A 12,664-nucleotide genomic window follows, 5' to 3' on the forward strand; every position below is an offset into this window, starting at 1 on the left:
GAGGTCACTGGGCCAGGACGAGCTCCTCCACGGAGTCGTGGCGTATGCGTTCCGGCGGGATCCCGATGGACCTGAGCGTGTCCACACCGCTGCGGATCATGCCGGGCGGGCCCGAGAGGTAGGCGTCGTACTCGTGCCAGGGACCGTACTGGCGTACGGCGTCGGGGAGCTGGAGACCGGCCTGCTGGTCGACGACGGCTCGGACCGACAGCCAGGGGTGGGACTGCTGGAGCCTGAGCATCGTGTCGATGTCGTACAGGTCGTTGTCGGTGCGGGCTCCGTAGAACACCTCGACCGATCGTCGTGCACCGTGTTCGGCCAGGTCCTCGACCAGCGCCTTGATCGGAGCTATGCCGGTACCTCCGCCCAGGCAAAGCAGTCCGCTGTCGGTGGTGTGGTCCACGGTCATCGACCCGGCGGGCGGACCGAGCCGGATGATGTCGCCGGGGCGGGCTCGGCGCACCAGGGCATTGGAGACCCAGCCTGCGGGAACGGCTTTCACGTGGAACGACAGCAGCCCGTCCGAGCGGGGTGCCGAGGCGAAGGAGTAATGCCGCCATATGCGCGGCCACCACGGCGTCTCCAGGCTCGTGTACTGGCCGGCGAGGAACGGATAGGGCTGGTCGGGCCGGACGGCGACGACGGCGACATCCGGGGTCCTCAGGTCGTGGGAGACGACCTCCGCGTACCACCAGGCCGGAGCGCGCCGTTCGTCCGCGGCCGCCGCGTCGATCATCATCTGCGAGATCCTCGTGTACGCCCGAACCCAGGCCGCTTCGGTCTCCGTGTCCCAACTGTCGGAGGCGTACTTGCTCAGCGCGCCGATGAGGCACTCCCCGACCGCCGGGTAGTGCTCGGCGCGAGTGCCGTACTTGCGGTGTCCCCGCCCCAGGCCCTGCAGGTACTCGACCAGGACCGGGGTGTTGTCGATGTGCTCGGCCGCCGTCAACAGTGCCCTGAGCAGGCGGTCCCGCTGGGCGTCCATGGCGGCGGGGAACAGCGGGCGCAGATGGGGATGGCGTACGAAGAGCAACGCGTAGAAGTACGACGTGACCTTCCCGGCGACGGGGTCGATCTCGGCCATGGTCCGGCGGATACGGACGGCGTCCGGGGAGGACGGCTGGAGAGTGTCCTGGTGCGGGGAGAAGCGCTGCACGGGGACCAGGGGGTGCGCGGAAGCCGACCCTCCCGGGACCTGTGCCCGGTCGAACGGTGCGGGTGTCTCCTCAGTGGGTGTGGCTTCCTCGCGGTCGGTCTCCGTACCGGGCGGCGCTGTGGTCCGGGCCGAGGCCTCGGGCGGCGCGATGGTCTGGGCCGACGGGTCCGTTTCGATGGCTGCCGGGGCTCCTGGAGAGTCGTCCACCGCCGGCTGATGGCCGGAAGCGAACCAGCCGCTCCCGCCCCCGGAAGTACCGTTGTCGGCCGACATGGCGGTCGGAGCGTCCATGGTGTGCCTCGCCTCGAACATCTCTCGGTCGGTCTGCGGACTTCCTCGATCGGAAGATGCCTGCTTCCCCCGCAGACGGCTTGCTTTCCCCGCTCGGCGTCACGGTCGACGCGGCCACATTCATCGTCCCACCGCGTATGGATGCCCTGGCCGCATAACCACAAATGCGGGTTTTCGATCTCTCCGTCCCGATAGGCTGCATTGCCCCTCCCTCGGACGTCACTCCGGATACAGGTGAACCATGAATGGACTCAATTACCGGGCGTGGCGCACCAATTCATAGGCTTCCCACAGGTCCATGCCCGTGTAGGAGTGGGTCGAGATATCGGACAGGTGATGGTCCGCGTTGACCGCCACCGAGATCGGCACCGCGGCGAACAGATTCTTGTCGGAGGATGAGTCCCCGTAGGCAACGCAGTCGGCCCGTGTCACGCCGAACTGCTCGCACAGCCGGTCCGCGATCAGGACTTTGACGGCGGCGCTGAGTGCGCCCGCAGGATCCACGGGCTCGGTGAAGGGGACGGCCGGAAAGCGGGATCCGTGCGCGGCATGGGCTCCCCAACCGATGAGCCGTTCCACGAAGAAGGACGGTGAGAGTGACACCACCGCGCAGTAGTCTCCCCGCCCCCTGATCTCCTCCCAGACCTCACGAATGCGGGTCAGCCACGGTGCGCCTTCGAAGGCCGCGACGACGTGTGCCTCGGTCAGGGACGCCCACAACTCATACACCTGCTGCGCGTATTCGGACGGGCCTATCAGTCCGGCCCCGATCGCCTGGTCGAGCGCCACGGTCTCGGCCTCGAGTCCGAGTTGCCGGGAAATCTGCACAGGCGCACTGGTTCCATGCAGCAAAGTGCCGTCGAGATCGAAGAGATGAAGTCTCGCCATGTTCCTGAGGCTAGTGGTCCATACGATCAGTGAGGCGTCCCGCGTGCTTCCGCTCGATCACCGGACGGTCACCGTTCTCCGATGTTTCACGTGAAACACCCGGCATCTGATCGCGTGTTGTGCGCTTGTCCACGACATGGCCAAAAGCTCGTACGCACCCCAGGAAACAGGTGGACGCCGAGGGCATGAGCGGACAGCCTGACCTGCGTGCCGACTCCTTCTCTCGCCGCTCTCCCCATCCGTCGTCTGACGCTTCGTGACCTCACGGCCTGCGCGGACCTGTCCGAGGACCGGGGGTGGCCACGCGAGGAGCACAAGTGGGGCCTCCTCCTCGCGGCCGGAAAGGGCTACGGCATCGACGACCCCGACGGAGGCCTTGTCACCGCCTGCGTGGTCACGGAGTACGGCCCCTACAGCGAGCCCGATCTGGCAGCGATCGGAATGGTGCTGGTCGCCGAACGCCACGCCCGACAGGGCATCGGCCGTCGGCTCATGCGCCACATCCTGTCCACGATGGGCACCACCCCACTGACTCTTCACGCGACGCCCTACGGCCGCCCGCTCTACGAGGAACTGGGCTTCAAGGTCACCGGCCGGGCGGAGATGCTCCACGGACACTTCACTCCGGGCGGCCCGGCACCGATGGTGAACACGCGTGCGGCCACCGCCGAGGACCTCACCACCATTCTCCGGCTCGACGAGGAGGTGCTCGGCACGGATCGCACCCACCTCATCACCCGGCTGCCTGCCTTCGCCGACCAGTTCCGCGTCGCCGAGGAGAACGGCCGAGTCATCGGATACGCGGCCGCCTGGCCCAACATGCGCACCCATGTCGTGGGCCCGCTGATCGCCCGTGACACCGAGACGGCCCAGGCACTCATCACGTCGCTCGCCATCGGCACCGACCGTCCCCTGCGCACCGACATCGACGTACGGCACGAAGAGCTACGAGCGTGGGCCAAAGAACGCGGTCTGGCGCCGGTCGCCTTCAACTCGGTCATGACCTACGGAATCCCGGAGCTGCCGGGCGACTGGAGCCGGCGGTTCGCTCCGCTGACGGTGGCGGCGCTCTGAGGCACGCCTGTACGACGGCGCCGGTGTCCCGGAGTTTCAGTGGTGCACCACGGTCCGCTGTTCTGCGGGTGTCGCCCCTGCGACCACGGCGCTGGGAGCACTGTCCCGGCGCTCCAGCGCGGCCGAGAGGAACGCGAGGAGAAGGGCCCCGGTGGCCAGGGCGGCGCCCACCCAGTTGGGGGCGGTGTAACCGAGACCGGCCGAGATGACCAGCCCGCCGAGCCAGGCGGAGAGGGCGTTGCCGAGGTTGAAGGCACCGATGTTGACGGCCGAGGCGAGCGTCGGGGCCTCGTGTGCCTGGTCGAGGACCCTCTTCTGGAGCGGCGGCACGGCGGCGAAGCCCAGGGCGCCGATGAGAGCGATCGTGACGCCGGCCAGGACCTTGTGGTGTGCGGTGAACGTGAAGAGCGCGAGCACGACGGCCAGGGCGCCCAGGGAGACGTACAGCATGGGCATCAGGGCCCGGTCGGCGTACTTGCCGCCGACGAGGTTGCCGCCGACCATGCCGAGGCCGAAGAGGACCAGCAGCCAGGTCACCGAGCCGTCGGCGAAGCCTGCCACGTGGGTCATCATCGGCGCGATGTAGGTGATGGCGGCGAAGACACCGCCGAAGCCGAGGACCGTCATCGCCATGGCGAGCAGCACCTGAGCGTTCTTGAAGGCGGCCAGCTCGTGACGCAGGCGTACGCCCTCGGGCCTGGGCATGTCAGGGACGAGCCTGGCGATGCCGATCAGGCCGATGACGCCGAGGGCCGCGACGATCGTGAACGTGAGACGCCAGCCGGCACCCTGCCCGATCAGTGTGCCCAGTGGGACGCCGACGACATTGGCGACGGTCAGGCCGGTGAACATCATCGAGATGGCTCCGGCCTTCTTGTCCGGAGCCACCAGGTCGGCGGCGACGACCGAGCCGATCCCGAAGAACGCTCCGTGGGCGAGGGAGGCGACCACCCGGCCGATCAGCATGACGGTGAAGGCCGGGGCGAGGGCGGAGAGCAGGTTGCCGACGACGAACAGCCCCATCAGCAGCATCAGCATCCGCTTGCGGGAGATCTTGGTACCGAGGGCGGTCATCAGCGGGGCGCCGAACATGACGCCGAGCGCGTAGCCGGTGACCAGGAAGCCGGCGGTGGGGATGGAGACCCCGAAGTCGTCCGCGACCTCGGGCAGCAACCCCATGATCACGAACTCGGTCGTTCCGATTCCGAAGGCCCCGATCGCGAGGGCCAGGAGCGCGAGCGGCATGGGGGGTGACACCTTCCCAGACGATTGCAGGAACATGTTGCGCTCGACTACAATAATTGCAGACGCGCTATATATGCAAACGGCGACGACCTCTCCCTACACCTGCGATACCCGCACGGGAGTGCCCCGGAATAGGGTGCGGACATGGGAGATCTTGATATTCGGCCCGCCACGACGGACGACGTCTCCGCGATCGTCGGCATGCTCGCCGACGACCCCTTGGGTGCCCAGCGGGAGTCACCGGACGACCTGAAGCCCTATCTGGCAGCGCTGGAGCGCCTCTCCTCCGACCCGAACCAGCATGTGGTCGTCGCGACGCGGGAGGACCGCGTGGTCGGCACGCTTCAGCTCACCATCGTTCCGGGACTGTCCCGCCGCGGTGCCACCAGATCGATCATCGAAGGGGTGCGCATCCACGCCGATGAGCGTGGCAGCGGACTCGGGTCCCGGCTCATCGAGTGGGCGATCGAGGAATCCCGCCGTCAGAACTGCCAGTTGGTGCAGCTGACGTCCGACAACACACGTACTGACGCCCATCGCTTCTACGAACGGCTCGGTTTCACTGCCTCACACGTGGGCTTCAAGCTGGCCCTTTGATCGTTCTCCATGGCCGTTTCCTCTCAGCACAGCAAGGGCGCCCTGTTTCACGTGAAACAGGGCGCCGCTCACTCGGATCGGGCACAGGGGCCTAGCCGATGCCTCGCCACCCCTCCGGATCCACTCCACCCGGCACGGAAGCCCCCTCGTCGTACGGCTGTCGAGTGAACACGAACGAACCGAGGTCGAGGTGGTCCACGGATCCGTCAGGCCGCCGTACGGCCTTCAGGAGCTCCCCCTGGAAGTAGCCCTCCAGGCCCGTCCAGGTGCCGTCACCGTTGGCCCGGAATCGCGAACGCCGGCCCGTTCCCGACAGAGGCTCCAGCGAGACCAGTCCGTCCGCCGTCAGTCGTAGGGCGAATCCATGCGTTCCCCAGTACCACTGACCCGCCAACTCCAGCGCAGACGAATCGACTTCACGCATCGGGCGCCAGGGTTCGGGGATCCTGGGCTCCGCCTCGGCGACGATCCGTACGAGATCGGACCCCACGACGGACAGCAACGGGCCGGAGGTGCAGTTGGCCAGCACGACCGCGGCGACATCGTCCGTCACACTGATCGTGAGGTTCGCGAGGAACCCCGGCAGCGAGCCCGAATGACCCACGAGCAGGCGTCCGTCACGGTGCTGGATCTGCAACCCGAGCCCGTACGTGGCACCGTCGGCGAGCTCCCCCGTCCCGGCCGGTGCCGCGGGCGTACGCATCTCGCGCAGGGCCTCCGCGCACAGCACCCGGTCGTCGCCGTTCGCCAGGAAGACCGCGAAGCGCGCCAAGTCCGCTGCGGTCGACCAGAGTTGGCCGGCTGGAGCCATTCGCCCCAGGTCCTCGGAGGGCTCGGGCAGCATCACATCGGCCCACGGATGGACCGCCCAGCCGCCCGCATGCGGTGCTTCCGGATGGACACTCGTGCGGTCGAGACCCAGAGGTGCGAGTACTTCAGACCGGAGCACCTCCTCCCAGGGAGCCCCGCGCAGCTTCTCGACGAGGGCTCCCAGCAGCGTGTAGCCGGGGTTCGAGTAGTGGAAGAGGCGTCCGACCGGATGCAGGAAGGGCTGCTCACCCAGTACGTCGGCGAGTTCGGGACGCAGAGCCCCTGAGGTGCGCTCCCACCAGGGTGCTGGGGACTCGGCCGCCAACCCACCGGTGTGGGCGAGGAGTTCGGCAACGGTGGCCTCCCCCGCTCCGGTGCCGGGTACGTGCTTCTCCAGCGGGTCGCCGAGGTCGATCAGCCCCTCGTCACGCAGCCGCAGGACGAGGACGGCGGTGAAGGTCTTGGTGATCGAGCCGATGCGGTACTGCACGTTCTCGTCCGGGCCGTGCCCGTCCACCGAGGTGCGCGCACCGCGCCACACGGTCCGTCCGTCCCGCACGACCGCCGCGACCAGTGAGGGTGCCCTCCCCTCTGCCTGAGCCACGGCGATCCGGTGCAGCAGCGCCCGGCGCGTGCCGGGAAGCAGCTCTTCCTGAGATGTCGTCATGCCCTCAGTCCATCCCGTCGGGTGGGCGGGCGTCGACTTCTTTAGCCCTGGGGAGACGGTGGACGGTCGACTGACGGCTGTGCTTCCCGGCCCCGTGAAGCCCCGGTGAGGAGCACGGATGCGACGAGGCGCGGGCATCACGTCTGGGCCATGTCCACGAAGCGCGAGTAATGCCCCTGGAAGGCGACGGTGATCGTCGCTGTCGGGCCGTTACGGTGCTTGCCCACGATGATGTCCGCCTCGCCCGCGCGTGGTGACTCCTTCTCGTACGCGTCCTCGCGGTGCAGCAGGATCACCATGTCCGCGTCCTGCTCGATGGAGCCGGACTCACGCAGGTCGGACACCATGGGCTTCTTGTCCGTGCGCTGCTCGGGACCACGGTTGAGCTGCGAGAGCGCGATCACCGGGACCTCCAGCTCCTTGGCGAGGAGCTTGAGGTTACGGGACATGTCCGACACCTCCTGCTGACGGCTCTCGGAGCGCTTGGACCCACCGGCCTGCATGAGCTGCAGATAGTCGATGATCACGAGCTTGATGTCGTTGCGCTGCTTCAGCCGGCGGCACTTCGCCCGGATCTCCATCATCGACAGGTTCGGGGAGTCGTCGATGTAGAGCGGCGCGGAGGACACCTCGGGCATCCGGCGCGCCAGCCGGGTCCAGTCCTCGTCCGTCATGGTGCCCGAACGCATGTGGTGCAGGGCCACCCGCGCCTCGGCCGACAGGAGGCGCATCGCGATCTCGTTGCGCCCCATCTCGAGGGAGAAGATGACGCTGGCCAGGTTGTGCTTGATCGAGGCCGCGCGGGCGAAGTCCAGCGCGAGGGTGGACTTGCCCATGGCGGGGCGGGCCGCGATGACGATCATCTGGCCCGGGTGCAGACCATTGGTGAGCGAGTCGAGGTCGGTGAAGCCGGTCGGTACCCCGGTCATCTCGCCGCTGCGCGAGCCGATCGCCTCGATCTCGTCGAGCGCGCCCTCCATGATGTCGCCGAGGGGCAGGTAGTCCTCACTGGTGCGCTGCTCGGTGACCGCGTAGATCTCGGCCTGGGCGCGGTTGACGATCTCGTCGACGTCGTCGTCGGCCGCGTATCCCATCTGGGTGATGCGCGTCCCCGCCTCGACCAGGCGCCGCAGGACCGCCCGCTCGTGGACGATCTCCGCGTAGTACTCCGCGTTCGCGGCCGTCGGCACGGTCTGGACGAGGGTGTGCAGATACGATGCGCCGCCGACCTTGTTGATCTCGCCGCGCTTGGTGAGCTCGGCGGCAATCGTGATGGGGTCGGCCGGCTCGCCCTTGGCGTAGACGTCCAGGATCGCCTGGAAGATCGTCTCGTGGGCGGGCTTGTAGAAGTCGTGGCCCTTGATGACCTCGACGACGTCCGCGATGGCGTCCTTGGACAGGAGCATGCCGCCGAGGACGGACTGCTCCGCGTCCAGGTCCTGGGGCGGGACCCGCTCGAAAGCGGTACCTCCGCCGTCCCACTCGCCGGTGTCCCTGCCGCGATCGTGCTGCTCGTCACGCCCCCGGCCTCCGTCGCCGCGGCGACGCGAGGAAGGCAGACGATCACTGGGACCGCTGTCGGCCCACGGGTCGTCCAAGGGCTCGGAAATACTCACCGAGCCACCTCCTCCCGTCCGCCGAGCGGACCCTCGCCGTGCTTCTCAGTTCTACGGCACGGCACTGACAAATGAGACGCCCAACTCCGGTTCTGGCGCGTCGGTTTTGTGATGGTTTCCAGGCCGACGGACGGAGTGGGCGCCGGTCCACCGTAGGCCCGCGGGCACCGTCAGCCAATCTGGTTATCCACAGGCCATGTGGACGACGGCCCGGATGCTGTGGAGAACTCCGCAAAACCTGTGCACGACCCGGTGGACAGCCCTGTGAACAAGCTCCGCACCCTTCTTACAAACCCGCACTGACCTGCATTTTCGTCGTCCACCGGCTGTGCAGGAGAAAAACTTTCCCGACAGGCTCAAGATCAGTTCGAACTGTACACAGCGATGGGCACTCTCTGAACGCGAGTAAGGGTCTAAACTCTATTGCATCTCTTACCTGTGGACGATTAGATTGGTGCACATGACACAGGCGTCCGCGACCCCCAAGGCCACCCGGAGACAGCACGACCGCGAGATCGTCGCACTCGCCGTTCCGGCCTTCGGCGCGCTCGTAGCCGAGCCCCTCTTCGTCATGGCCGACAGCGCGATCGTCGGCCATCTGGGCACCGCCCAACTCGCCGGGCTCGGCATCGCCTCGGCTCTCCTCACGACAGCCGTCAGCGTCTTCGTCTTCCTCGCCTACGCCACCACGGCCGCCGTCGCCCGCCGGGTGGGAGCCGGCGATCTCCAGGCAGCCATCCGCCAGGGGATGGACGGCATCTGGTTGGCACTACTGCTCGGCGCAGCCGTCATCGCCGTCGTCCTGCCCGCCGCCCCGTCGATCGTCGAGCTTTTCGGTGCCTCTGACACGGCGGCCCCCTACGCGACCACCTATCTGCGGATCTCGGCCCTCGGCATCCCCGCCATGTTGGTGGTCCTCGCTTCGACCGGGGTACTCCGCGGGCTGCAGGACACCAGAACTCCGCTCTACGTCGCCATCGCCGGGTTCGTAGCCAACGCCGCTCTCAACGTAGGGCTCGTCTACGGCGCCGACCTCGGCATCGCGGGTTCCGCCTGGGGCACAGTCATCGCCCAGTGCGGCATGGCCGCCGCCTATCTCGTGGTCGTCGTCCGCGGAGCCCGCAGGCACGGCGCCTCTTTGCGCCCTGACGCCGCCGGGATCAGGGCCTCCGCCCAAGCCGGTGTCCCTCTGCTGGTTCGCACGCTTTCCCTGAGGGCGATCCTGATGATCGCCACTGCCGTCGCAGCCCGTCTGGGGGACGCCGACATCGCCGCCCACCAGATCATCCTGTCCCTGTGGAGCCTGCTCGCCTTCGCACTGGACGCCATCGCGATCGCCGGCCAGGCCATCATCGGGCGCTATCTGGGCGCCGACGACACCGAGGGCGCCCGCCAGGCATGCCGTCGGATGGTCGAGTGGGGCATCGCAGTCGGAGTCGTTCTCGGCGTGCTGGTCGTACTCTCCCGACCGCTGTTCCTTCCCCTGTTCACCAGTGACTCCGCGGTCAAGGACACCGCTCTGCCGGCTCTGGTGATCGTGGCTCTCTCCCAGCCGATCTGCGGAGTGGTCTTCGTCCTGGACGGCGTGCTGATGGGAGCGGGCGACGGACCGTACCTCGCCTGGGCCATGGTGATCACCCTGGCCGTCTTCGCCCCGGTAGCACTGCTCGTGCCCGTACTGGGTGGCGGACTCACCGCACTGTGGGCAGCCATGACACTGATGATGGTGATCCGCATGCTGACCCTCTGGCTGCGAACGCGTTCAGGCCGCTGGATCGTCACCGGCGCGACCCGCTGACCGTTTCACGTGAAACATCGTGGGCCGTCACGTTTCACGTGAAACACCACGCGACCCACGATGGCTTGTGGCATGCAAGAGGGGCCGTCCCCATGGGCACGGCCCCTCTCACCACTGCTCAAAACAACCGCAGCCGTCAGGCCGCGACAACCTCGATGTTGACCTTGGCGGCAACCTCGGGGTGCAGACGCACGGACGTCTCGTGGGCGCCCAGGGTCTTGATCGGCGAGCCCAGCTCGATGCGGCGCTTGTCGACCTCGGGGCCACCGGAAGCCTTGATCGCGGAAGCGATGTCGGCCGGGGTGACAGAACCGAAGAGACGACCGGCGTCGCCGGAGCGGACGGCCAGGCGGACCTTGACGCCCTCGAGCTGCGCCTTCACCTGGTTGGCCTGCTCGATGGTCTGGATCTCGTGGATCTTGCGAGCACGACGAATCTGCTCGACGTCCTTCTCGCCGCCCTTGGTCCAGCGGATCGCAAAGTTCCGCGGGATCAGGTAGTTGCGAGCGTAACCGTCCTTGACGTCGACGACGTCGCCCGCGGCACCGAGGCCGGAGACCTCGTGGGTGAGGATGATCTTCATTAGTCGGTCACCCTTCCCTTATCGCGCGGTGGACGTGTAGGGCAGCAGCGCCATCTCACGGCTGTTCTTGACGGCCGTGGCGACGTCACGCTGGTGCTGCGTGCAGTTGCCGGTCACGCGGCGGGCACGGATCTTGCCGCGGTCGGAAATGAACTTCCGCAGCATGTTCGTGTCCTTGTAGTCCACGTACGTGACCTTGTCCTTGCAGAAAGCGCAGACCTTCTTCTTAGGCTTGCGCACAGGCGGCTTCGCCATGGTGTTTCTCCTGTGTGATCAAGAAGTGTGGGTACGACCCACCCCTCGGCCCGAGGCCTAGAAGGGGGGCTCGTCCGAGTAGCCGCCGCCACCGCCGCTGCCGCCGGAGTTTCCACCCCAGCCGCCGCCGCTGCCGCCGCCCTGGTTGCCACCGGCGGGAGTGCCGGTCGCCCAGGGGTCGTCAGCGGGAGCGCTGGCGCCCTGCTGACCGCCGCCGGGGCCACCGCCCCAGCCGCCGCCACCCTGGCCACCGGCGCCACCGCCGCTGAAACCGCCCTGGCCACCACGACCGGCACCGCCGGCCGTCTTGGTGACCTTGGCCGTGGCACTGCGCAGGCTGGCGCCGACTTCCTCGACGTCCAGCTCGTAGACCGTGCGCTTGACGCCCTCACGGTCCTCGTAGGACCGCTGCTTCAGCCGGCCCTGCACGATGACGCGCATGCCTCGCTGGAGCGACTCGGCGACGTTCTCCGCCGCCTGACGCCAGACCGAGCAGGTCAGGAACAGGCTTTCGCCGTCCTTCCACTCGTTCGTCTGACGGTCGAAGGTGCGGGGGGTGGACGCGACACGGAACTTCGCGACCGCCGCACCGGAAGGGGTGAAGCGCAGCTCGGGGTCATCGACAAGATTGCCGACGACCGTGATGACGGTCTCGCCTGCCATGGGGAACCTCTCGGCGGGTTTGCTCTGGCTGCTTGGTTGCTGCTACTCGGATCCCGGGATCAACTGAGCGGAAGCTCAGTGGGTCTCGGGGCGGAGGACCTTGGTCCGGAGGACCGACTCGTTCAGGTTCAGCTGGCGGTCGAGCTCCTTGACGACCGCAGGCTCGGCCTGCAGGTCGATGACCGAGTAGATGCCCTCGGGCTTCTTCTTGATCTCGTACGAGAGCCGACGACGGCCCCAGGTGTCGACCTTCTCCACCTTGCCGTTGCCCTCACGGACGACGGAGAGGAAGTTCTCGATCAGGGGGGCGACAGCGCGCTCCTCCAGATCGGGGTCGAGGATGACCATCACCTCGTAGTGACGCATGTAAAACCCACCTCCTTTGGACTCAACGGCCACGGTCGTTCCGTGGCAGGAGGGTTGTGATGCGTACGCAACGGTATCGGCCGCCACTGACATCGGGGCTTCCTCGCGGTAGCTCCGGTCGTGACATGGGCAGACACCGTGCAGACGGTACAGACTACCCGCACACCGGCTTCCGGTTGAAATCCGGCCCCGAGGACGGTCACTCTGTACAACATCGGGTGTGTATGGCGCTACGTTGCGCCGTCTTCCGCAGGAGGTGCCCTATGGCACAGGCAATGCGACCCAACACCGCCGGAGGCCTTTTCGCCACGGACGGAAAGTCCCATCCCCTCCAGGACACGCTGCTCGCGGTGACCCTGGTGCTGGGCATCACGGCGTTCGTCTCGGCGATGTTCCACAACCTGCACCTGCTCAGCTCCTGGACCGGCCTGGTGGGCATCCTCACCGGTGCCTACGGCCAGTGGGTCTCGGAGACGACCCGGGAGCGCTTCGGGCTGATCCTGGGCCTCGGCGCGGCCGCGGTCGGATTCTTCCTCGGCATGGCGCACGGCGGCCTCTTCGGCGGGGTCATCAACTGACGCCACGGGCACCGTCCCCTCAACACCACCCAAAGCACCGCGGAACGCCTCAGCGGCCCATGAGCCGGGGCGCAGGT

13 protein-coding genes are annotated in these 12,664 nt (G+C 67.5%); 4 read left to right on the forward strand and 9 right to left on the reverse strand.

Annotation, left to right across the window (positions count from 1 at the left end; all coding sequences use genetic code 11):
* Nucleotides 1–4: 4 nt before the first annotated feature.
* Complete coding sequence (locus tag ACZ39I_RS20850; RefSeq protein WP_467245840.1) at nucleotides 5–1,468, reverse strand: globin domain-containing protein; 1,464 nt, start codon at nucleotides 1,466–1,468, stop codon at nucleotides 5–7.
* Between the two features lie 234 nt (nucleotides 1,469–1,702).
* On the reverse strand, nucleotides 1,703–2,335 hold the full coding sequence (locus ACZ39I_RS20855; protein WP_467245841.1) for an HAD family hydrolase: 633 nt from the start codon (nucleotides 2,333–2,335) through the stop codon (nucleotides 1,703–1,705).
* Between the two features lie 207 nt (nucleotides 2,336–2,542).
* Here ACZ39I_RS20855 and ACZ39I_RS20860 point away from each other — a divergent pair, with 207 nt between their 5' ends.
* Nucleotides 2,543–3,409 (forward strand): GNAT family N-acetyltransferase, encoded by an 867-nt coding sequence (locus ACZ39I_RS20860; RefSeq protein ID WP_467245842.1) that lies wholly within the window; start codon nucleotides 2,543–2,545, stop codon nucleotides 3,407–3,409.
* A 36-nt stretch (nucleotides 3,410–3,445) separates the two neighbouring features.
* Here ACZ39I_RS20860 and ACZ39I_RS20865 read toward each other — a convergent pair whose 3' ends face one another.
* Nucleotides 3,446–4,654 (reverse strand): MFS transporter, encoded by a 1,209-nt coding sequence (locus ACZ39I_RS20865; protein ID WP_467245843.1) that lies wholly within the window; start codon nucleotides 4,652–4,654, stop codon nucleotides 3,446–3,448.
* Between the two features lie 144 nt (nucleotides 4,655–4,798).
* Here ACZ39I_RS20865 and ACZ39I_RS20870 point away from each other — a divergent pair, with 144 nt between their 5' ends.
* A complete protein-coding gene (locus ACZ39I_RS20870) occupies nucleotides 4,799–5,251 on the forward strand; it encodes a GNAT family N-acetyltransferase (RefSeq protein WP_467245844.1) in 453 nt (150 codons plus the stop codon).
* A 91-nt stretch (nucleotides 5,252–5,342) separates the two neighbouring features.
* On the opposite strand, the gene ACZ39I_RS20875 is transcribed toward ACZ39I_RS20870, so the two are convergent.
* A complete protein-coding gene (locus tag ACZ39I_RS20875) occupies nucleotides 5,343–6,728 on the reverse strand; it encodes a serine hydrolase domain-containing protein (protein ID WP_467245846.1) in 1,386 nt (461 codons plus the stop codon).
* A 137-nt stretch (nucleotides 6,729–6,865) separates the two neighbouring features.
* Complete coding sequence (gene dnaB, locus ACZ39I_RS20880; protein ID WP_037707244.1) at nucleotides 6,866–8,344, reverse strand: replicative DNA helicase; 1,479 nt, start codon at nucleotides 8,342–8,344, stop codon at nucleotides 6,866–6,868.
* Between the two features lie 460 nt (nucleotides 8,345–8,804).
* Between dnaB and ACZ39I_RS20885 the strand changes: the two genes are divergently transcribed.
* Nucleotides 8,805–10,142: an MATE family efflux transporter gene (locus ACZ39I_RS20885; protein ID WP_467245847.1), complete on the forward strand. Its 1,338-nt coding sequence runs from the start codon at nucleotides 8,805–8,807 to the stop codon at nucleotides 10,140–10,142.
* A 136-nt stretch (nucleotides 10,143–10,278) separates the two neighbouring features.
* Here the strand turns inward: ACZ39I_RS20885 and rplI are convergent, their stop codons facing one another.
* The 4 genes from rplI to rpsF all read right to left on the reverse strand — a co-directional run bounded on the left by rplI (nucleotide 10,279) and on the right by rpsF (nucleotide 12,009).
* Nucleotides 10,279–10,725: a 50S ribosomal protein L9 gene (gene rplI / locus ACZ39I_RS20890; protein WP_020134131.1), complete on the reverse strand. Its 447-nt coding sequence runs from the start codon at nucleotides 10,723–10,725 to the stop codon at nucleotides 10,279–10,281.
* An 18-nt stretch (nucleotides 10,726–10,743) separates the two neighbouring features.
* Nucleotides 10,744–10,980, reverse strand: a complete 237-nt coding sequence (rpsR, locus tag ACZ39I_RS20895; RefSeq protein WP_003949403.1) for a 30S ribosomal protein S18 — start codon at nucleotides 10,978–10,980, stop codon at nucleotides 10,744–10,746.
* Between the two features lie 57 nt (nucleotides 10,981–11,037).
* Nucleotides 11,038–11,643, reverse strand: coding sequence for a single-stranded DNA-binding protein (locus ACZ39I_RS20900; RefSeq protein ID WP_467245848.1), 606 nt, complete (start codon nucleotides 11,641–11,643; stop codon nucleotides 11,038–11,040).
* A 75-nt stretch (nucleotides 11,644–11,718) separates the two neighbouring features.
* Nucleotides 11,719–12,009, reverse strand: coding sequence for a 30S ribosomal protein S6 (gene rpsF, locus ACZ39I_RS20905; RefSeq protein WP_007383258.1), 291 nt, complete (start codon nucleotides 12,007–12,009; stop codon nucleotides 11,719–11,721).
* Nucleotides 12,010–12,272: 263 nt separating this feature from the next.
* Here rpsF and ACZ39I_RS20910 point away from each other — a divergent pair, with 263 nt between their 5' ends.
* Nucleotides 12,273–12,587 (forward strand): hypothetical protein, encoded by a 315-nt coding sequence (locus ACZ39I_RS20910; protein WP_352387166.1) that lies wholly within the window; start codon nucleotides 12,273–12,275, stop codon nucleotides 12,585–12,587.
* The last annotated feature ends 77 nt before the right edge of the window (nucleotides 12,588–12,664 follow it).

The sequence above is a fragment of the Streptomyces sp. NPDC024687 genome, from assembly GCF_055559055.1.

Excerpts from the sequence above, each read along its gene's own strand:
- ACZ39I_RS20900 (WP_467245848.1), bottom strand. The coding sequence starts at position 11,643 with ATGGCAGGCGAGACCGTCATCACGGTCGTCGGCAATCTTGTCGATGAC.
- ACZ39I_RS20885 (WP_467245847.1), top strand. The coding sequence starts at position 8,805 with ATGACACAGGCGTCCGCGACCCCCAAGGCCACCCGGAGACAGCACGAC.
- ACZ39I_RS20865 (WP_467245843.1), bottom strand. The coding sequence starts at position 4,654 with ATGCCGCTCGCGCTCCTGGCCCTCGCGATCGGGGCCTTCGGAATCGGA.
- rplI (WP_020134131.1), bottom strand. The coding sequence starts at position 10,725 with ATGAAGATCATCCTCACCCACGAGGTCTCCGGCCTCGGTGCCGCGGGC.
- ACZ39I_RS20910 (WP_352387166.1), top strand. The coding sequence starts at position 12,273 with ATGGCACAGGCAATGCGACCCAACACCGCCGGAGGCCTTTTCGCCACG.
- ACZ39I_RS20850 (WP_467245840.1), bottom strand. The coding sequence starts at position 1,468 with ATGTTCGAGGCGAGGCACACCATGGACGCTCCGACCGCCATGTCGGCC.
- rpsR (WP_003949403.1), bottom strand. The coding sequence starts at position 10,980 with ATGGCGAAGCCGCCTGTGCGCAAGCCTAAGAAGAAGGTCTGCGCTTTC.
- ACZ39I_RS20875 (WP_467245846.1), bottom strand. The coding sequence starts at position 6,728 with ATGACGACATCTCAGGAAGAGCTGCTTCCCGGCACGCGCCGGGCGCTG.
- ACZ39I_RS20870 (WP_467245844.1), top strand. The coding sequence starts at position 4,799 with ATGGGAGATCTTGATATTCGGCCCGCCACGACGGACGACGTCTCCGCG.
- rpsF (WP_007383258.1), bottom strand. The coding sequence starts at position 12,009 with ATGCGTCACTACGAGGTGATGGTCATCCTCGACCCCGATCTGGAGGAG.
- ACZ39I_RS20855 (WP_467245841.1), bottom strand. The coding sequence starts at position 2,335 with ATGGCGAGACTTCATCTCTTCGATCTCGACGGCACTTTGCTGCATGGA.